Source organism: Psychrobacillus sp. (assembly GCF_032154225.1).
Classification (GTDB): Bacteria; Bacillota; Bacilli; order Bacillales_A; family Planococcaceae; genus Psychrobacillus.
The window spans coordinates 1-20,158 of sequence record NZ_JALDYF010000031.1; the positions used below are offsets into that span (position 1 = coordinate 1).

A 20,158-nucleotide genomic window follows, 5' to 3' on the forward strand; every position below is an offset into this window, starting at 1 on the left:
TGTGCTAGGCAACTAGTGTTTCCTTATTTATATAGGTTATTATTCATAGAGAATTAGACTTATCTATAAAAAGTGACGAATAATTTGCGATTTGAAGCTATGAACTTGTGATTTGCACTTTTTCAAAGCTTGTATTCGCTCCTTCTTTCTAAGAAATAGTTCCTTCATTCTAAATAAGTAGCCGTCTCTACTGGATTGGAGCGAAAGAGGCGGCGACACCAGCGGCTGAAGCCGTGCCCGCGGTAAGCGTCCGCTTCTGCAGCGTAAATCTTTGCTGAAACTCACTAAGACGCATTTTATGTAGAAAACGAACGAAAATAAAAAATTGAATAAAAATGTTAATCAACAGGCGTGTTATTTTGAGGCAAATCTCCTAATAGCTTGTTAAAAGTATTTGCATGGACATATGTTAAACTGAATGTACTTTAATTTGAAAGGAAGAAAGTAAATGAAATCACCATATACATTTAAATATACTGCTCCTTTAACAGCTACTGAAAAACAGCCAGCTCTATTTTTACTGCACGGCATGGGCAGTAACGAAGAAGATTTACCACAGCTTGTCAAAAGTTTTGAAGAGACTCATCATATTTTCAGTTTGCGTGGTCCAATCGTTTCCAATCCAGGCTACGCATACTTTACTATAGAAGAAATCGGCAAACCTCATCGAGAAGTTTTTGATAAAGTTCTCCACGCTACTCAATTATTTATTCAAGAAGCGATAGAAGAATATCAGCTTGATCCTACTCGTATTTGCGTACTTGGTTTTAGTCAGGGTGCGATCATAGCACAATCGTTGGCATTAACGATGGGCAACACGATTACAAGCGTAGTTGCTTTAAGTAGTTACATACCGGACTTTGTAAAGGAAGAATATACAAAGCTTCCCGTTGATCATTTGAATATTTTTATCTCCCACGGTGACTATGATTACGTTATCCCATCGCAATGGGGTGTAGAAAGTAAAGACTATTTCACGGAACAAGGTGCGAATGTAACGTTTAAAACATATAATGATGGGCACGGTGTAACCGCTGAAAATCATCAAGATATAATTGCCTTTTTAAAAGAATTTAAATCCTAATTTTAAATTCATACAATCCTATATTTCGGCGTACTTATGTTAATAATAGTAATAGGTGAAAAATTCTGATAAACTATCATTGTTCACTTATTATACAAGCAATCACATGTGAAATTACGATACCTTTTTGAAACCTTTTTCACATATAAACGTATATATAACAAAGCTATAAATTGGAGGAATTTTAATGGCAATTAATTTGGTAAAAGGGCAAAAAATTGATTTAACTAAAGGACGTTCTTCGTTATCAAGTATTATGGTTGGTTTAGGTTGGGACCCCGTGAAAAAAAGCGGCGGCGGTGGATTTTTAAAAGGACTTTTAGGCAGTGGCGGCGGTGGAGCTGACATAGATTGTGACGCTTCTGTGCTTTTATTAGATGAAAAAGGAAAGCTAGCTGCTAAACAAAACTTAGTGTATTTTGGAAACAAAACAAGTCAAGACGGCAGTGTTGTCCATTCAGGAGATAATCGTACTGGTGATGGCGATGGCGACGATGAAGTAATCAATGTAAATTTAAATGCTATTTCACCATCTGTACATAAATTAATTTTCGTGGTGAATATTTATCAAGCACAACAAAAGAAACAAGACTTCGGTCTTATTCAAAATGCTTTCATCCGCCTTGTGGATAGCAGTAGCAAGGAAGAATTAGTACATTATAATCTTTCTGAAAGCTACTCAGGAAAAACCTCTCTTTTCCTTGGTGAATTATATCGCCATGGTTCAGAATGGAAATTCTCTGCTATCGGTGAAGGTACATCCGATTTAGATATCGGTTCAATTGCAAACAAATACTTATAAGGGGCTGTTTAAAAATGGGAATTAACTTATCAAAAGGACAAAAGGTAGATTTAACGAAAACAAATCCAGGCTTAGTAAATGTAACTGTAGGTCTAGGCTGGGATACAAATAAATACGATGGTGGGAAAGACTTCGATCTAGATTCATCTGTATTCTTATTAGGAAGTAATGGAAAATGTTCTACTGAAGCTGACTTCGTATTCTATAATAATGCAACTGGCGGTAACGGTTCTGTTGTTCATACAGGAGATAATCGTACTGGTGATGGTGACGGGGATGATGAGCAAGTAAACGTAAACTTATCCACAGTACCTAGCTCTATAGAAAAAATCGCTTTCAGTATTACAATCCATGACGCTACAGATAGAGGTCAAAACTTTGGCCAAGTAAATAACTCATATGTACGAATATTGAATGCAGACACACAAGAAGAATTAATTCGCTATGATCTTGGAGAAGACTTCTCTATTGAGACTGCAGTTGTTGTTGGTGAATTATATCGCCATAACAACGAATGGAAATTCAATGCAATCGGAAGTGGATATCAAGGCGGACTAGAAGCTCTAGTTACAGACTTCGGACTGAATTAATAATACTTGTAAAAAGCAAGGGCATGCCTCCTTGCTTTTTATTTTAGTATTTATACCGAAATAATGCAGAATTTGGTGAGCCTAAAACACCTTTTTCATTTTTAGGAGTGAAAGCGATGAAACACTTTAGAGGGTTAAATGAAGAAAAAATACAACCATTTTTTCATCTATTACCTGCAGAATATTCAAGAGAAATTGACAAAAAGAAATTAGGTGTCGCACTTGGCGCTGCATTATATATGCCCGGGCTAATGCCCAACTTTTCAACTAAACTTGCGAATAAAAACCTTAAAAATTTAACGACTTCCATCATTTGCCTTGAAGATTCCGTGTCAGATAAAGAACTTTTAGCAGCTGAAAATAATGTCATACAAGAGCTTCGATTAATAGAGCAAACGTATGAAAACAGACTAGCTATAAACGAGCTTCCTCTGCTATTTCTTAGAATAAGAAACGTGGAACAGTTTAACAGATTAGCTGAGCAATTAGGAAGTGCATTACGCTTCTTAACAGGAGTCGTTTTTCCAAAATGTACATCTTTAAATGCAGAAAACTTTTTTGTTTGCTTACAAACGATCAATCGACAGGAATCTATTCACTTATATGCACTCCCAATTCTAGAAACAAAAGAAATCATTTATATGGAATCAAGAGAACAAGAATTAGCGAAGTTATACAAGCTATTCAAACAATACGAATCATTAATATTAACGATTCGAGTTGGTGCAACTGACTTTACAAGTCTTTTTAGCCTAAGAAGACCAGGCCATAAAACAGTCTACGATCTAAAATTGATTGCTGACTGTTTAACCGCTATTTTAAATAAATTTAGTCGGCACGAAGATAACTTTGTCATCTCCGGTCCTGTCTACGAATATTTTGAACTCCATCCACAAAAAACCCTTCCTATTAGTGCAACTAGTACCGAAATGGTCTTATGGAATGAAGTACAACTAGATGTTTTAAATGGATTTAACGGGAAAACTTGCATTCATCCATCTCAAGTCGATATTGTAAACGCTTCCTACATTGTTTCTAAGGAATTATATGATGATGCAAGTTTAATCGTCGAAAAAGGCTCTGAAACGAATGGAGTTCTGAGAAGTCCAATGAAGAATAAAATGAATGAGGTAAAGCCTCATTACAGCTGGGCATTAAAAATACTTGCTCAAGCAGAAATATATGGGGTGCTAAAAGAAAATGTTACATCACTCGACTTCCTCCAACACATTAAGAACGTATAACTTACATGGAGACTTGCAACTAACTATTGAAATGAAAAACAATCCATACAACTTCTCTCCAGATGCTCTTTTTGAAATGGCTGTACGGATTAATAAAAAAAGACAGTTTTTATTCATCAGCCGTTTACTTGGCAAACACTTAGCAGTTGACCCTGCTATTTCTCTTGGAGCTGGTTCCATTTTAGCATCTATGCTTATGGAAAATGAGGGACAAAAGCCACACCCTCAGTTAAATGAAATTGCAGAAATGGTGAATTCGGGCATCTCAAACAGACAACTAAGTGCGGAATCTTTAGCATATAAAACTAAGTTGCCAACTAAGACTGTTTTTATCGGTTTTGCAGAAACAGCAACAGGCTTAGGACACGCCGTTTTTAACCACTTTCAAGAGGCAATTTATATCCATACAACTAGAGAAGAAATGCTAGAAATTGAGCCTTCTTTTTATTTTGAAGAAGAACATTCACATGCTACTTCGCATCGTGTCTATGCTTCTGAAAAAACATTAACAGACGCGGAAACGATTGTCCTTGTGGACGACGAAATTACATCTGGTTTGACCGCTTCAAACTTAATCATTGCTTTAAACGAAGCATTTCCTGGCAAACGATACAAAATCCTTTCTATTTTAGATTGGAGAAGCAACGAACATCAACAAGATTTCATAGATTTAATGGAAGCACATCATATTTCTGCTGAAATTATTACAATCGTATCTGGTCAATTTTCTCTTTTGAATCCTGCTGAAATTGAGGAAAATGAAGTTCTCTATCTAAATGGACAGAAGGAATTTGAAGCGTTCGCTGATGAGCAGTTATCGAATACAACGACATCCCAGTACAGAAGTATATATGGTGCTTATAGTGAATTTACAGGGAAATTTGGATTAACCAGTAATAATCATACCGAAATGGATGAATGGATTTCTGCACTAATTAACAAGCTCCCTGAAGTCGATAGAAGCAAGCGCACGCTCATTATTGGTATTGGAGAAAATATCTATATCCCACAAAAATTCGCTTTAATGTTTGGAGAACAAACAAAAGTTCAAACGACAACAAGAAGTCCTATTTTTGCTAAAAATGAATTATCCTATCCAATCAAACACGCATGTAAATTTGCTTTACCTGATTCGGATGGCATCGACCAATATCTCTATAATCTCTCGAATGTAGAAGCGGACCAAATCATCGTTATTGCCGAATCCGTAAACGATCGAACAAGTTGGTCTCCATTACTAACACATCTTGAAACGATAGCGCCAGTCACATGGCTGTCTCTTACACTACCGATTAAAAGAGGGAAAACAGATGACAATTAACACATCAGAGCTCGTAAAAACAAGCTACCATCCCGAAGATGTTACATTTTTATTGAAAGATTTATCGAATGTTCAAATCGAATCCACGGTTGAAGCAAGAGAAAAATCTTTTCAACAAGGTAGTCACTATGCTGAATCTCTTCCAATTGAATATCGCCCTTCCGCTGCATATACAGAGCTGTATCATGAAGCTCTCAACATGTCTTCCGATCATATTGCACAACTAGTTGGTGTATTGACAAGACGGGTTAGAAAATTTGCAAACACAGATGATGTCGTACTCATCTCTCTTGCAAGAGCCGGAAGTCCAATTGGAATACTTATGAAACGATATGCACAAAACTTTTTGAAACTTAATTGGCCCCATTTTAGTATATCTATACTAAGGGGAAAAGGGATCGATGAAGAAGCCCTCAAAACAATAAGAGCACTTTATCCAACTAGCCACCTTCAATTTGTAGACGGTTGGACAGGAAAAGGTGCAATCCAAACAGAACTCACGAAATCTGTTCAAAAACTAAATGAGACATATCAATTGCAGTTAAATGATGAGTTAGCTGTTTTGTCTGATCCAGGAGAATGTGCAACACTTTACGGAACGAGAAACGATTTTCTTATTCCAAATGCTTGCTTAAATTCAACTGTTTCTGGACTTGTTAGCCGAACTATTTTGAATGAACAATTTCTAAAGCCTGGCGATTATCACGGGGCTAAATATTACACTGATTTGGAGCTAGAAGATGTTTCGAATGATTTCATCGACCATATTTCTGCACGTTTCGAAGAACAAGAAGTTGCTATTATCAAACTAGCTGCTAGCTTCCCTGCTCTCAACGAACGAACTTGGCGAGGTATGCAAGAAGTTGAAACCATCGCTCAGCAATTTTATAAAAATTCGGATTTGAGCAAGGTAAAACCTAGTGTTGGAGAAACAACGAGAGTATTATTAAGAAGAAAACCATATAAAATATTGTTACGAGATGCTAACCATGAGTCGGTACGACATATCCTACATTTATGCAAAGAAAAAAGTATTCCTGTAGAAATCATGCCCAACCTATTCTACTTAGCCATCGGACTTATTGAATCCGAGGACCAACTATGACCATACTATTCGCTAGTGATTTAGATCGCACACTTATTTTCAGTAAAAAATCCAGAGGTCAAGAAGTCGAAGAATATGACCTTTCAATCGTAGAATGGATTGATGAAAAACCAACTGCTTATATGACAAATAAAGCAATCGACCTTTTCAAAGAGCTTCCTTCAGAAATTACTTTTTTGCCTGTTACAACAAGAACTGCTAGCCAATACCTTCGTATTACTGGGTTGATAAATGCAGCACAGCAGCCAAAGTATGCCATTGTTGCAAATGGAGCCGTTGTTTTAGAAAACGGTGAACCTCTTGCAGAATGGTCTGAAAAAGTAAAAAAACAGCTAGAAGAAGCATCTACAACAATTGAACATGTGATATTACAGTTAGAGGAGTATGCTAAGAAAGAGTTTGTATTGAAGGTCTTACAAGCAGAATCATGGTTCGTTTATATGATTATAGATGAGCAAGCATTTTCCACGGAAGAGTTTGAAAAACTTTCTCACATATTTGCCGGGCAAGGATTCACACTCTCTCATCAAGGCCGAAAATTATATATTATGCCAAATTGCATCAATAAATCGATTGCACTTCAATTTGTAAAAGAGCGGATCGGTGCTAGCACAGTAATTGCTGCCGGTGATTCCATGCTAGACTTTGATATGGTAGTAAGTGCGGATCATGGTTTTATTCCATCACATGGAGAGGCAGTTCAGAAAAGCAATTCACTCCCTCCCCATGTTCACCTAACAGAACATACAGGAGTATTAGCTGGCGAAGAGATATTGAAAAAGATTAGTCATTATTTGATATAATAGGTATGAACAGGAGGAAAGCCCATGGTGAATTTGACTCCAATACGGATGAAGTCGTGGGATTCATCTAAAATTGGAATTTGGTTAAAAGATTCTTTAGGAGACCCCACGCAAGTTTCTATTGATGGGGAAAACTTAACATATCCACAACTAGTTTGCCAGTACATTGGAATTTCCTTAGATGAAGATGAATACTTCTCTATCCTGCATACACACGTTAATGATTCCTTTGGCAAGCTACACATATTATCCGATGCACTGAACAAAGAAATTGCAGCAGATAAATTACGAGCTATCCACCAACTCTTTGATATGCATCGACAAGAAAAAGGTCTATCCCCAAATCGGATGGTTGCTTTTCTTGACGGGCAATCATTGCTACCAAAACTGAAAGACCTTGGCTTAAATCGACGAATTCGAACCACATTAATCGATGTTTTGAAAGAACTTCAATCAAATTATAATGAAGGAACACTTCATCATGAATACCGACGTGTAACAACTGATCTTATCAAATGGATTTTTAATCATGTCGAGCCTGCTCTACAAAAAGTTGATTTCGAAAAAGGCCTTCCTGGGTTTCTCTGGTATGGTTCAGCTACACCAAGTGAAAGATGGTTCCTTACATATCTTGCTACTTTCGGTTTTCACATCGTCATCTTCAACCCTTGTGACGAACCTTGGCCAAAACAAATGTTAGCGATTACTGAAGATCATACGTATAAATTTCCTAAAATAGCAAACGAGCCAAAGCCTTTGCCGGAAGAAATGCCTAAAATTGCTGGAACCGTTGCATTTAGAGCAACTCAAGAAATTAACGAGCTATTACACCATGAAAATTCAGGTTTATATAAACCTTTTCAATTCAAATCATTTTCTACTAATTCAATCCGATTGAAAACGACAGAAGACGAAGCATTTTTACTCTCAAAAGAGCGTGCTATGGTCCGTCCCCATTTTGAAGTTAGCAATCAGGTAGTAACTATTCCTGTCGTATTTGCAAAATTTATGGGAATTGATAAAAATAGAAAACGCTTTTGGAATAATGTACACTCCTTAACGGAACGAGACGATACACATGTCATCCGTCAGTTCCCGTTCACTAAGGAACAAAAAACAAATCAGCTCTTTCATTATCGCGATGCATTAAGCTCAAATGGATTGTTAGATCCTGAAAAGATGAAAACATCTAATTGGTGGACATACGACAAACTTCCTACTGGCACGCAAACAGTAATTGGTGAAACAATAGCTAAGCATGTCGAAAACCCAATTTTGCTTCATCAAGGCAATGAAACAGCTGAGGATCTTCAATTGTATGCTTTTGCACAATCTATGGTTTTACCAGACTTTGTTATTCGTCTTTTACAAACCTTTGACTATCCACAATTTGTTCCAACCATATTTCTGTATAATGAAGAAATTGGACCCGAGTTAAGTAGATCTGACGCGAATGCTTTATGTATGATGCACCATTTAGGATTAGATATTATCCTTGTCAATCCAAAGGGACATCTGGATATAGAAAAATGGGTACAAGAAGGCACATTCGATCTCCACTGGATGGATGACCGAAACTTCAATGAACCATTTAGAGAACCGAGTGTCGTGCAAAAGTTTTTTAAAAAATTTCGCTAGCATAAGGAGGAAGAAAATTGGAACTACAAAAATTAGAAATGGATCAACAAGAACAGCTACTAGAAGAAGGAAATGACTTAAAAGCGAAGTTAAAGCGAGACCCACAAGTATTACAACTAGTTGCTAGGATTGATCCCAAAAACCAAATAGAACTATTAGAGTTCGGGCGCGAACCAGCAAACGAAATTTCTTTGTTTACAGGGAAAATTTTAAGCACGATTAAATCTAGCAGCATGGAAGAGTCAAGTGAGTTGTTAAAGCAACTTGGTAAAATAATGGATAAATTCGACAAAAAAGATTTCGTCGAAAAACCGTCTTTACTAGGCAAAATATTTAAGCAAGGCGAAAAGTTAATTGAAAAACTGTTCAATAAATATCAAACAATGGGCGGAGAAATTGATAAAGTATTTGTTGAAATAACGAAATACGAAAATGAAATGAAAAAATCAACCGTGACATTAGAAGAACTTTACGACAAAAACTTCAATTATTTCATGGAGTTAGAAAAGTATATTGTTGCAGGGGAACTTAAAGTTAACCAATTGCGCCAACTCGTACCTAACTTACAACAAAAAGCCGAAAACGGCGATCAACTTGTACTAATGGAACTAAATACATTGCAAAATGCGATCGAGCTTCTGGATCAACGAATTTATGATTTAGAAATGGCAAAACAAGTTTCTTATCAATCTGCTCCTCAAATTAGAATGCTACAACGAGGCAATACAAAACTAATTGGAAAAATTAACTCTGCTTTTGTAACGACTATTCCAATTTTTAAAACTGGTTTAATCAACGCTATTTCAGCAAAAAGACAAAACCTTGTTGCACAATCTATGAGTGAATTAGATCGTAGAACAAATGAAATGCTATTAAGAAATGCAAATGATATATCTAAGCAAAGTGTAGATATTGCTAGAATGTCGGGGCAACCTAGCATTAAAATTGAAACAATTGAACAAACCTGGGACACGATTATGCGCGGGATGAACGAAACAAAAGCGATCGAAGAAGAAAATCGCAAAATGAGAGAACAAGGACGTTTGAGGTTAGAAGAGCTGCAAAAAAAATACGAAGATGGACAACGAAAATAACTTAAAATATTTGGATGAGGTGGAAACAGAATGTCAGTTATTAACCTATCAAAAGGGCAAAAAATTGATTTAACGAAAACAAATCCAGGTTTAACAAACATATTGGTTGGATTAGGCTGGGATACAAACAGATATAGTGGTGGAGAAAGTTTTGACCTAGATGCCTCTGCTTTCATAGTCGATGGAAACGGAAAAGCATTTAACGAAAAAAGCTTTATCTTTTATAATAATCTCCAAAGTGAAGATGGATCTGTTATTCATACGGGTGATAATAGAACTGGTGACGGTGACGGCGATGATGAGCAACTACTTATTAAATTACCTATTGTTCCAAGTATTGTTCAAAAAGTTGTCTTCACTGTAACCATTCACGATGCCGACCAACGCAGACAAAATTTCGGTCAAGTATCAAACGCATTTATACGAATCGTAGATGAAAATACGAACGAAGAATTGATCCGATACGACTTAGGAGAAGATTTTTCTATCGAGACAGCACTAGTAGTAGGAGAAATTTATAGACATAATAATGAATGGAAATTTAATGCAATTGGTAGTGGATTTCAAGGCGGCTTAGCAGCACTAGTTTCTGAATTCGGACTAAGTTAATCAAGTTTTAACTAAGGAGACGAAGACTACTTATGGATATAATTAATGGATTTATAGACACATACGCTATGTTTTTCGATTGGGGTATGTGGGTTGAAGCATTAAGTGATCCCGTCAACTGGGGATTAATCGGTACACTAGTTATTTTAGAAGGTCTTCTTTCTGCAGATAACGCTTTAGTATTAGCAGTAATGGTTAAACATTTACCTGAAAAACAACGTAAAAAAGCATTATTTTACGGTTTACTTGGAGCCTATGCTTTTAGATTTATCGCTATTGGAGTCGGTGTATTCCTTATCAAGCTTTGGTGGGTAAAAGTAATTGGCGCACTTTATCTTGCATGGTTGGCGATTAAGTATTTTAAAGATAAACGTGCGGGTAATGAAGAAGAAACAGTTGAAGGCATCAACAAAACTGGATTGCTTATTCGTCTATTCGGAACTTTTTGGGGTACTGTTGTAGCAGTGGAATTAATGGATATTGCCTTTTCTGTAGATAGTGTTCTTGCAGCTTTCGGAATTAGCGATAAAGTGTGGGTATTATTACTTGGTGGTATGTTAGGTGTACTTATGATGCGTGGAATCGCAGGAGTTTTCATCAAACTGATTGATCGTATACCTGAGTTGGAAACAAGTGCCTACGTGTTAATATTAATCATTGCAACAAAAATGTTACTCGGCGTATTCGGCATTCATATAAGCCATTATGTATTCTTCACAATTTTAGTAATTACATTTGCAGCAACTTTTGTCATTCACTTTATGCGAAAAAAAGCTAAGTAATTGTTATTCACCATGCAACTAAATCTGAAAACAAAAATGACTCCATGTTACGTGGAGTCATTTTTTAAACTTCAATATCTAAGAACACAACACTCAAGCATCTATTATTGTTTGTTAAAAAAGTCCGCTAATATACGAGTATAAATCTCCTGCTGATCAGTATGTACTAAATGCGCCGCAAATGGAACAACAGCAACATGTACATTCTTATTTTCCTTAGGATAAATCGTTGTACTAATTGTTTCATGCTGATTTCCTTCACCAACTATAAAAAGGACAGGAAAACCAAACTCCCTTAGTGCTTCCATATCTTCGAAAGGATACCATGATTGCTCCCTAGCCATATAAAGAAATTGTTTCCAGTCAGAGGCATGTAGTTGATCAAAATAACTAGTTACCTCATTATTCTTCAGGAGATTTGTTTGAATTTCTACATCTTCTTCATTAATCTTAATCCAGTTTGGAGGCTTCACTGGCATTATTCCTGATACTGACAACGTAATAATTCGCTCAGGATATAACTGAGCAAACTTAACCGCCACTATTGCTCCTAAAGAGCAACCGACAAGATGAACAGTCTTTAACCCGTAATGATTAATTGTTTCCCATAAATCTATTGCCGAATTTTCAAAGAAATTTCGAAAATCATCCGTTTCAGACTTTCCATGTCCCCTTAAATCTGGAGAGATAACTTTATAGTTTTTACCGAAATAATCCCTTTGAAATTGAAAATCAGTCAAACCCGTTTGCAGACCAGTATGTAGGAACACTATTGGTTCTCCAGCTCCTATTATGTCTGTATGCAATATCAAATATCTCACCTCAATTAAATTATTAATACTTATTTCAATACATACTCAGCCAATACACTTTGTACTTTATATATATTCAATGACTTATTGAACTTCTTTTGGATTGGTGCTGAACCGCCGGAAAGCCAAATTTTCAACTCCGCATCCAAATCGAATGTTCCAGCTGTTTCGATAGAAAAATGTACTACACTCTTATAAGGAATAGAATGATACTCCACTTTTTTCCCTGTCACTCCCTGTTTATCGATTAGTAATAGCCTTTTGTCTGTAAAAACAAAAAGATCACGAATAAGCTTATACGCATGCTCCACCTTTTCAGTAGAAGCAAGTAAATCCTTCAGCTCTTCCTCTACTTTATCTAACTCTATTTCCGACGCATTTCCCATTAGCCCATCTAAAAATCCCATTGTTATTCCCCCTGTTTTCGGATAATTTTAATAGTCTTTCTCAGTTTCAAGCATTTTGGACAAACATTTTTATTGTTGTATCGCAATTGTTTTTCCATCACTAACAACGGAAATATTGCCATTTCGAGTTGTGTACACTGCAGCTCCTACACTTTCCAGTACATCCATTATCTTATCGTCTTCTGGATTTTTGTCTGAACTAGTTATAACTGCATATTTAGGTCTAACTTCCTGTATGAACTCTGTGCTTTTATTATTAAATCTTCCATGGTGAGGCACTTTTAAGAACGTATACGCTAAATTTCCTTGCTCTATCAATTCAGCTAAACGGACTTCTTCCGCATCCCCAGCAAATAAAAAGCTATTATATCCATGCTCTATGCTTACAACGAGCGAATAATCATTATCCTGCTTATAACTTCTTTTTTCAGCTGGAGAAATAGTCATTTTTGCTGAACCTAATATTACAGAAAGCTTCGCATTCAAAATAGTAGCCGAAATATCATTTTTTATAAGTGCAGCAGTATATTCATTGTATTGTCTGCTATTTTTCGTATAATTTGGTGCAATAACTTGTAATACATTCGAATTGTTTAAAATCGTATTTGCTCCTCCGATATGATCTTTATCGAAGTGCGTCAAAATCAGGTAGTCAATCGTCTCTATGCCATGTTCAGTTAAATACTCTAGTACTTCATCGCCGTCCTCGTCCTCCCCAGTATCTATTAGTATATGTTTTTCTCCAACTGTTATAAGTATGCTATCTGCTTTTCCTATTTTAAAAATAGTCATCTCTAAGTTTAGGTTATTCTCAGACGTAACCGTTTCCTTTTTTTCTTCGACGCAACCAAACAACAATAACGAAACTAGCACAATTAAAATCTTTTTCATGTTACTACTCCCCTAAATAGATTGTGGATAACTTTTCTTCCGTGTCTTTATCCACATAATATCCACATGCTTGTGGACGAGAGCTCACTACTTGATGTAATTTTTCGTCCACGAAATGCAGAGCTGCTCCATCATCCGCAACATACCCTGGTCCAATAATCTGCTCTTTGATCATTTTTTGATACGTAGGACGCCTATTTTCTTCCCCATCATAATGAGGACAATTACTCCCACGAATTAAACCAAAACATGAAATAGGCTCAAGCTCATCACCATAAGAATCCGTCGTACCTTCTTCAAACCAACAAAGGGAACCAGCACTAATACCCGATAAGATTATCCCTTCATCATAAGCTTGGCGTATTATTTTATCTAATTCCCACTCTTTCCAAAGTGCTACTAAGTTTTTCGTATTGCCTCCACCTACATATAAGATGTCCTGCTCCATGACGAGTTTCCGAATATCTTTTGTACTCGGTTTAAATAATGATAAATGTGTTGGTTCGCATTCTTCTTTTTGAAAAAAATCATAAAATCGATTAATATAACTCTCTGCATCCCCACTTGCTGTGCCAATAAAACAAATTTTTGGTCGCTTTTTGGATGATTGCTGTAAAATATATCGATCTAATAAAGGATTTTCTGGCTCCATCGAAAAGCCACCGCCACCCAGTGCAATAATTTGTTTCATCTTATTCCTCCTCGTTCTATCCTTACTGCTAATAATAACATGAAAAAGGACTAACATTTAAACAATTCGGAATACTTCAAACGACAAGCGTCACAAAAATGGAGGCGGTTCATAAAATACTGAAAGAGGACCATATACTTATAAAAGGAGTATCCAAAAGTGAAAAAAACAAAAGTCCATTTAGTTTCGAAGGCTCTTGCAATAAATAATAATCAAAGCCATTTTGTTACTAATCAGTATAAAGACCTTTTAGAAGAACAAAAATCCATAAACCAAAATTTAATGAACTTCGCTTCTCAAATAAACACATCATGCCAAACGATATTACGCGATATCCACAAACAAGAATCAGCGTTACATTTACAAAAAAGAACCCGGAATAATAATTATATATATTTAAGAAATCTTTTACTCGAGACCGTTGAAACCTCGAAAAGTTATGAAATTCATTTTAACAAACAGGATAAAGCAATATACCAATTACAGCAAAGCTTTAATAGACAAAGAAACTTTTTAAATAATTTATCCATCAAACAAAACGACAATTATCAGACACTCTCTAAACAGCTGGAAGAATACACTCAAAAATTAAACAACTTTCAGGAACAAAAAAATCATTATGAAAATTTAGAAACTCTACTTGAACAAACACTACTTGAACATAAAAAACATCTAGAGGAAATAAAAATACTATTGAAAAAAAACGACTCCGCACATTGCGAGTAAGAATTTTTTTGGGGGAAAGCAGGCTAATTAGTAATTAGCCTGCTTTTTCTATTTTTACTAAAAGACTCTTAGTTCCTTCATCACCTATAAAAATGAAATTACTATTAAAAAATCTGATTGGCTATCTCCCCCTAGTACTTTTCTAAAACTTGTATGATTTAGGACATGTAGATAAAATAAACACAAGAGAAATGTAACGGAAGGTGGTCTTGCTTTGCAAAAAGAATCTATTTTAATCGTAGAAGACGAAGAAAAAATCTTAAGATTATTAGAAATTGAGTTGGAATATGAAGGATACGAATTAGGGAAAGCAACAGATGGAATAGAAGCTTTCGACATTTATCGCTCTAGAAACTGGGATTTAATCTTATTAGATGTAATGCTTCCAGGGATGAGTGGGATTGAACTACTTCGGCGCATTCGCTTAAAAGATTCATTCATTCCTGTTATTTTATTAACAGCAAAAGATTCTATTGAAGATAAAGTATCTGGGCTTGATCTTGGGGCAAATGACTACATTACAAAACCTTTCCGAATGGAGGAATTACTCGCAAGAATTCGAGCAGTTTTAAGAATGAAACAAACGATCTCTTCGACAAAAGAAGAGGAAGACAAATGGCTGCATATCGGTGATTTGAAAGTGAATGAAAAAACTCGAGAAGTCATTCGAGGAGAAAGTGATATTGCCTTAACACCAAAGGAATACGATTTGCTGTTGTATTTACTAAAAAACAAGCGCCAAGTTTTAGATCGTGAGCAAATTCTAGAAACAGTTTGGGGCTATGATCATTTCGGTGATGCTAAAATTGTGGATGTTTATATTCGTTACCTTCGCAAAAAAGTGGATTCTGACTATGATCATCCTTTAATCCATACCGTAAGAGGCGTCGGCTACGTCTTAAAGGATGCAACATGAAGCTTCGTAATAAGATTAATTTATATACTTCCGTATTATTTATCACTTTATTGATGCTCATGAATACTTCCATTTATTTTTTGTTTAGCCATCTTATGATGACTAATGAGCTCGATCGAGCAAATGCAGAGGTCGAAAAAATTGTCACTGACATCACACCTGTAATAGACAGGATTACATCCGATCAGCTACTATTCGCTTATGTACCAGTTAACGGAATGATTCAAATACTGAACGAAGATTTATCTACTAAAGCACAAACGATTGTTCCTTCCGAAGCAGCACTAGAATCACAGGTCGCTCACTATTCCACAGGAGAAATGAAAGAACTGATTTCATTTGAAAATAAGAAATATACATTCGTTTCTTATCCAATTGTTTGGAATGATGGCAGCATTGTAAACCTTCAAGTAACAAGTAGTATTCAAGCAACAGATGAGATGATGGATATTCTACTTATTGTCTTAATCGCTGTTACACTTATTGCGATGATTCCAGTTTTTATTTCTAGTAGAATTCTTAGTAATTTAATCATCCATCCGATTAGATCGATGATTAATACGATGAAAGACATTCAAAGAAGCAGCCAGTTTAAAAGGCTTCAACTAGAAGAAACGACTGAGGAAGAGCTAGTAGAAATGGCAGAAACTTTTAATCATATGATCGACTTGCTCCAAACGAACTTTGAAAAACAAGAACAATTTGTTTCTAATGCTTCACATGAATTAAGAACTCCATTAACTATTATTGAAAACTATTCCGATCTTTTAAAACGAAGAGGACTGGAACGACCCGATTTATTTGAAGAATCTATTGAAGCTATACATTCTGAGGCTGTTCGAATGATCGAAATGACAGAACAACTTTTATTGCTAGCAAAACAGCAAGAACAATGGAACATCAAAATGGAAAAAGTAAACGTTTCAGAGCTCGTCATAGAAACAGCTAACACCTTTCAAAACACATACCAAAGAGATATTTCCGTTGAAAGTAATGAAAATATAACTGGATATACTGATCTCCAAAAACTAAAACAATTACTTTTTATCTTTTTAGATAATGCCCGAAAATATAGTGAAGAACAAATTATCATTCACATTAGCCAAACACCTGATGAGACAAACATTCAGATTAAGGACCGTGGGATGGGAATACCTAAAGATGACCTCCCTAAAATATTTGATCGATTTTATCGAGTTGACCGAGCTAGAACTAGAAAGCAAGGTGGCTCCGGCTTAGGACTAACAATGGCAAAAGAAATTTCCAATGCAATCGGTATCCAAATTGAACTGGACAGTATCGAAGATTACGGAACAACAGTTACACTTTCTTTCCCCACAGAAATAAAATAACATACGCATTCTCATCATTTTCTTACTTTGCCGTTATATACTATGCCAATAACTTGTTACATTGGAGGATGCACAATGAAGAAAAAAAAATGGATGTGGATAACTGGAGCTATTCTGCTGATTATATTACTACTAAGCTTCGGCTTACGCTCGTTTACTCCTTACTTCTCCGCTCAAGCATTAACGGAGGAGGAAGCAAGTAAAGTCGTACTCGAAAAATACCCTGGAGAAATTGTTAAAATCGCCAAAATACAAGATGAATATTTAATTGATATACAGCTTGAAACCGGGGTATACTTCATCAAAATCGATGCAAAAACTGGCGATATTTTATCATTAGAGCTCCTAAAAAAAGCCGAGGAAAAGATTGAGGAAAAAGCACCTGAAGTAAAAGTTCCACTGTCGCTAAAAGAAATAGAACAGCAAATGGCCACTCAAGGTGAGCTACAATCAATCGAATCAATGGAAGAGAAGGATAGTTTTTACTACAAAGTGATTGTTCACAAAGACGATGAAAAAGTCACATTAAAAGTCAATCCATATACAGCGGAAATAATGGAATCTTCAAAAGAACCTATTCAAACAACATCCGACACTAACAAACTCATCACTGAAAAAGAAGCCATTGCAATAGCGGCAAGCTATTTAAAAGGAGTTGCTGACGATGATGTAGAATTTTATCAACCAACAGGTAAGGCACCTTATTATTTAGTCGAAGTAGAAGTTGAATCCGAAGAGGAAGACCGAGAGGCTACAGTCAAAATAGACGCATACACAGGTGTCGTGAAATCCTTTAACTGGGAAAACTAAGTCGAGCAAGTAAAAAAGAAAATAGAAGTCTTTTTCTTACCAAATTTTAACCTTTCTTTCCCCGTCTTTTCGTTTTTCCTGTTTATAGTTATAACTGTAAGACAAAACAAAGGAGGAAACAACGATGAAAAAGATTATTATTGGTACATTGGCAGCTACACTGTTAATAGGTGGTTCAATCGGAATGAGTGCATATGCACAGGATGATGATATTAAAGTTAGCGCAGTGCAAAGCAAACAATTAATCGGGATGAAAAAAGCAAAAGAAGTTGCTTTAAAGAAAGCAAATGGTGTAGTTGAGAGTGTCGAGTTAAAAACTAAAAACAATAAAACTTACTATGAAGTAGATATTGATGCCAACAAAAACAAAGAATTCGAAGTGAAAATTGATGCATATACAGCTAAAGTGCTAAGTGTGAAAGAAAGCACTGACGACGATGATGACAATGATAGAATCATTTCTTCAAAATCCATCATCACGGAAGACCAAGCAATTGCCATTGCCAAAAAGCAGGTTAGTGGTGAAGTCATTAAATTGAAATTAGATTCTGACGACGGTAGATATGAGTATGAACTAGAGCTTCGCACGAAAAAAGGAAAATTTGAAATCACAATTGATGCAAATACTGGAAAAATACTAGAACAAGAATTTGATGATGATGACGACCATGATGATTTCGATGATGATGACAACGATAGAGACGACGATTAAATTAGTATAAAACAACCACCTACGCTTCATTCGTAGGTGGTTGTTTTTTGCTTATATTAATACGTTTTTTCTGACTCACTTTTCTTACGTTGATTTGGCGTCATTGGCTCTTGCTTTGGTGTTAAGTTACCAATTTCAGCTAGCTCCAGAGAAATTTCTTCTTTCATGTTTCCTTGTTTTGCTGTTTGAGTCGGAGAGCCGGTCTTTTTACGATTTTCTTTTCCGATACTAAAACCTCCCTATTAACAATTTGACACCTCATTAATATGGGCAGTAAACGGATTTTCATTCGTAATTATTGGAGTAAATTTTTCACTCGCTGCACATACGGTTCTTTGTTATAGGAATAGTACAGTTGGCTTGAAAGTCGAATAGGGTCTCCAAAGAAAAAGCGTTCGTATAATGTTTGACGTGTGCCGAAAGAGCTCATTGTTAAATCCCATGCTAAGCGAAAAAGTTTGACGCGGTATTCTGCTTCATGCGCATGAGACTGCAAGTATTGATCTAAATCCTTTCGAATAGGTGATTGAAATGCATTTTCTGTTGGGATGGACATTAACCCACTCGCACCTAAAAGCTGAATGATTTCAGTAAATCTTGGATATACCTTTGGAAATATATTTATCGCAACGTGTAGCGTCGTGCGATCTGGTTGCATAAATCCCCATTGATCCGCTTTCGCTTCGACTTCAGATTTAATAAGCAATGCTTTCAACGTTTCCAAAGCTACAATAATTTCAGATGCTTTTTCTTGCACATGTTGATATTCCTTAATATTAATCGACTCAATAATAGACTGGACAATCCCTAAAACAAATTCAACTTTAATAATTTGTCTTGAGACAACCTGGTGCAAACCAAAGCCATGAAACGAACTCTCAATCATAAAATTATTCGAAACTTCCATATTGTCATAATAAAACACGCGATCCCACGGAACTAACACATTCTCGAACACAACGACGGAATCCATTTCCTCAAATCTTGAGCTTAATGGATAATTAAATATGGAATCCCTACCAACAAAAGATTCCCTGCATATAAATTTTAACCCTTTACTATTACTCGGTATCGAAAACGCAAAACCATACGCTTTATCCACAATACCTCCTGCGGATATTACTAAAAGTTCATCCGTGATTCCACCTTGAGTCGCAAGTAACCTTGCGCCCGTCACAATAATTCCATCGACATTTCGATCGACTATTTTCGCAGTAATCGGCTCATCTTCATCTCCCATATAATATTGTGAGCGGTTTACTTGTGGGCCTATAAATGTATGCGTCATCGACAAATCATGTTCCCGCATATATTCATAAAATGATACTAATTTTTCGGGGAAACAGTTCTCTTTTCCTTTCAATAAATCAGCAGATGAGGCAAGCGCCATTAACACTGTATTCATATAATCTGGGCTTCTTCCCATCAGACCATTATTTGATTTAGCCCACTGCTGCACCATAGCTCGTTTTTTAGCTAAATCCTCTTTTGTTTTTGGCTGTAAAAATGAAAGACCTACTCGATTTCTGGTTGACGGCGATTGATAAGTCAAGACATCCTTAAAAGAATCCTCATGCTGCATGTCGTATAATGCTGCTTGGCTTTTCATTATCCCCTTGAATGCGGGATGTTCAGAAATATTTCCTGTTACTTGCTTTCCATCTACCCACACATTCGCCTTCATACTATTAATCCGTTCCATATATTGTTTCCCTGTAATAGCCGACATATGCACACTCCTAAATGATATCCGTGTTATTCTTCCACTT

General features: G+C 36.0%; 21 protein-coding genes. 16 read left to right on the top strand and 5 right to left on the bottom strand.

Translation table 11 applies throughout. The features are described from left to right. Positions 1-448 precede the first annotated feature (448 nt). The 11 genes from RUH95_RS20690 to RUH95_RS20740 all read left to right on the top strand — a co-directional run bounded on the left by RUH95_RS20690 (position 449) and on the right by RUH95_RS20740 (position 11,072). Positions 449-1,084, top strand: coding sequence for an alpha/beta hydrolase (locus RUH95_RS20690; protein WP_313894807.1), 636 nt, complete (start codon positions 449-451; stop codon positions 1,082-1,084). A 187-nt stretch (positions 1,085-1,271) separates the two neighbouring features. Continuing rightward, a complete protein-coding gene (locus RUH95_RS20695; RefSeq protein WP_313894808.1) occupies positions 1,272-1,886 on the top strand; it encodes a TerD family protein in 615 nt (204 codons plus the stop codon). A 14-nt stretch (positions 1,887-1,900) separates the two neighbouring features. Continuing rightward, on the top strand, positions 1,901-2,476 hold the full coding sequence (locus tag RUH95_RS20700) for a TerD family protein (protein WP_313894809.1): 576 nt from the start codon (positions 1,901-1,903) through the stop codon (positions 2,474-2,476). Positions 2,477-2,592: 116 nt separating this feature from the next. Then, positions 2,593-3,720: an HpcH/HpaI aldolase/citrate lyase family protein gene (locus tag RUH95_RS20705; protein ID WP_313894810.1), complete on the top strand. Its 1,128-nt coding sequence runs from the start codon at positions 2,593-2,595 to the stop codon at positions 3,718-3,720. After that, a complete protein-coding gene (locus RUH95_RS20710; protein ID WP_313894811.1) occupies positions 3,677-5,041 on the top strand; it encodes a phosphoribosyltransferase domain-containing protein in 1,365 nt (454 codons plus the stop codon). The genes RUH95_RS20705 and RUH95_RS20710 overlap by 44 nt, the downstream gene beginning before the upstream one ends. After that, positions 5,031-6,146 carry a cysteine protease StiP family protein gene (locus tag RUH95_RS20715; RefSeq protein WP_313894812.1) on the top strand — a complete coding sequence of 372 codons (1,116 nt, stop codon included), beginning with the start codon at positions 5,031-5,033 and terminating at the stop codon, positions 6,144-6,146. Before RUH95_RS20710 ends, RUH95_RS20715 begins: the two co-directional genes overlap by 11 nt. Beyond that, positions 6,143-6,949 carry an HAD family hydrolase gene (locus RUH95_RS20720; protein WP_313894813.1) on the top strand — a complete coding sequence of 269 codons (807 nt, stop codon included), beginning with the start codon at positions 6,143-6,145 and terminating at the stop codon, positions 6,947-6,949. Before RUH95_RS20715 ends, RUH95_RS20720 begins: the two co-directional genes overlap by 4 nt. Before the next feature lie 24 nt (positions 6,950-6,973). Then, complete coding sequence (locus RUH95_RS20725; protein WP_313894814.1) at positions 6,974-8,587, top strand: YceG family protein; 1,614 nt, start codon at positions 6,974-6,976, stop codon at positions 8,585-8,587. Between the two features lie 38 nt (positions 8,588-8,625). After that, on the top strand, positions 8,626-9,681 hold the full coding sequence (locus RUH95_RS20730; RefSeq protein WP_313894833.1) for a toxic anion resistance protein: 1,056 nt from the start codon (positions 8,626-8,628) through the stop codon (positions 9,679-9,681). Between the two features lie 30 nt (positions 9,682-9,711). Next, positions 9,712-10,290 carry a TerD family protein gene (locus tag RUH95_RS20735; protein ID WP_313894815.1) on the top strand — a complete coding sequence of 193 codons (579 nt, stop codon included), beginning with the start codon at positions 9,712-9,714 and terminating at the stop codon, positions 10,288-10,290. Between the two features lie 32 nt (positions 10,291-10,322). After that, complete coding sequence (locus tag RUH95_RS20740; protein WP_313894816.1) at positions 10,323-11,072, top strand: TerC family protein; 750 nt, start codon at positions 10,323-10,325, stop codon at positions 11,070-11,072. Positions 11,073-11,176: 104 nt separating this feature from the next. Here RUH95_RS20740 and RUH95_RS20745 read toward each other — a convergent pair whose 3' ends face one another. From RUH95_RS20745 to RUH95_RS20760, 4 genes are all read right to left on the bottom strand, one after another. Next, positions 11,177-11,884 carry an alpha/beta fold hydrolase gene (locus RUH95_RS20745; protein WP_313894817.1) on the bottom strand — a complete coding sequence of 236 codons (708 nt, stop codon included), beginning with the start codon at positions 11,882-11,884 and terminating at the stop codon, positions 11,177-11,179. 29 nt (positions 11,885-11,913) lie between these two features. Further along, entirely contained in the window at positions 11,914-12,291 is a 378-nt protein-coding gene (locus RUH95_RS20750; protein ID WP_313894818.1) for a PH domain-containing protein, read from the bottom strand. A gap of 69 nt (positions 12,292-12,360) precedes the next feature. After that, a complete protein-coding gene (locus RUH95_RS20755) occupies positions 12,361-13,182 on the bottom strand; it encodes a ComEC/Rec2 family competence protein (protein ID WP_313894819.1) in 822 nt (273 codons plus the stop codon). Between the two features lie 4 nt (positions 13,183-13,186). Then, positions 13,187-13,873 carry a Type 1 glutamine amidotransferase-like domain-containing protein gene (locus tag RUH95_RS20760; RefSeq protein WP_313894820.1) on the bottom strand — a complete coding sequence of 229 codons (687 nt, stop codon included), beginning with the start codon at positions 13,871-13,873 and terminating at the stop codon, positions 13,187-13,189. A 159-nt stretch (positions 13,874-14,032) separates the two neighbouring features. Between RUH95_RS20760 and RUH95_RS20765 the strand changes: the two genes are divergently transcribed. The 5 genes from RUH95_RS20765 to RUH95_RS20785 all read left to right on the top strand — a co-directional run bounded on the left by RUH95_RS20765 (position 14,033) and on the right by RUH95_RS20785 (position 18,389). Continuing rightward, positions 14,033-14,599, top strand: coding sequence for a hypothetical protein (locus tag RUH95_RS20765; protein ID WP_313894821.1), 567 nt, complete (start codon positions 14,033-14,035; stop codon positions 14,597-14,599). A 214-nt stretch (positions 14,600-14,813) separates the two neighbouring features. Then, complete coding sequence (locus RUH95_RS20770) at positions 14,814-15,515, top strand: response regulator transcription factor (RefSeq protein ID WP_313894822.1); 702 nt, start codon at positions 14,814-14,816, stop codon at positions 15,513-15,515. Continuing rightward, positions 15,512-16,867, top strand: coding sequence for a sensor histidine kinase (locus RUH95_RS20775; RefSeq protein WP_313894823.1), 1,356 nt, complete (start codon positions 15,512-15,514; stop codon positions 16,865-16,867). Before RUH95_RS20770 ends, RUH95_RS20775 begins: the two co-directional genes overlap by 4 nt. A gap of 75 nt (positions 16,868-16,942) precedes the next feature. Next, a complete protein-coding gene (locus RUH95_RS20780) occupies positions 16,943-17,677 on the top strand; it encodes a PepSY domain-containing protein (protein WP_313894824.1) in 735 nt (244 codons plus the stop codon). A gap of 124 nt (positions 17,678-17,801) precedes the next feature. Next, on the top strand, positions 17,802-18,389 hold the full coding sequence (locus RUH95_RS20785; RefSeq protein WP_313894825.1) for a PepSY domain-containing protein: 588 nt from the start codon (positions 17,802-17,804) through the stop codon (positions 18,387-18,389). A 295-nt stretch (positions 18,390-18,684) separates the two neighbouring features. Here the strand turns inward: RUH95_RS20785 and hpaB are convergent, their stop codons facing one another. After that, positions 18,685-20,118, bottom strand: a complete 1,434-nt coding sequence (hpaB, locus tag RUH95_RS20790; RefSeq protein WP_313894826.1) for a 4-hydroxyphenylacetate 3-monooxygenase, oxygenase component — start codon at positions 20,116-20,118, stop codon at positions 18,685-18,687. Positions 20,119-20,158 lie beyond the last annotated feature (40 nt).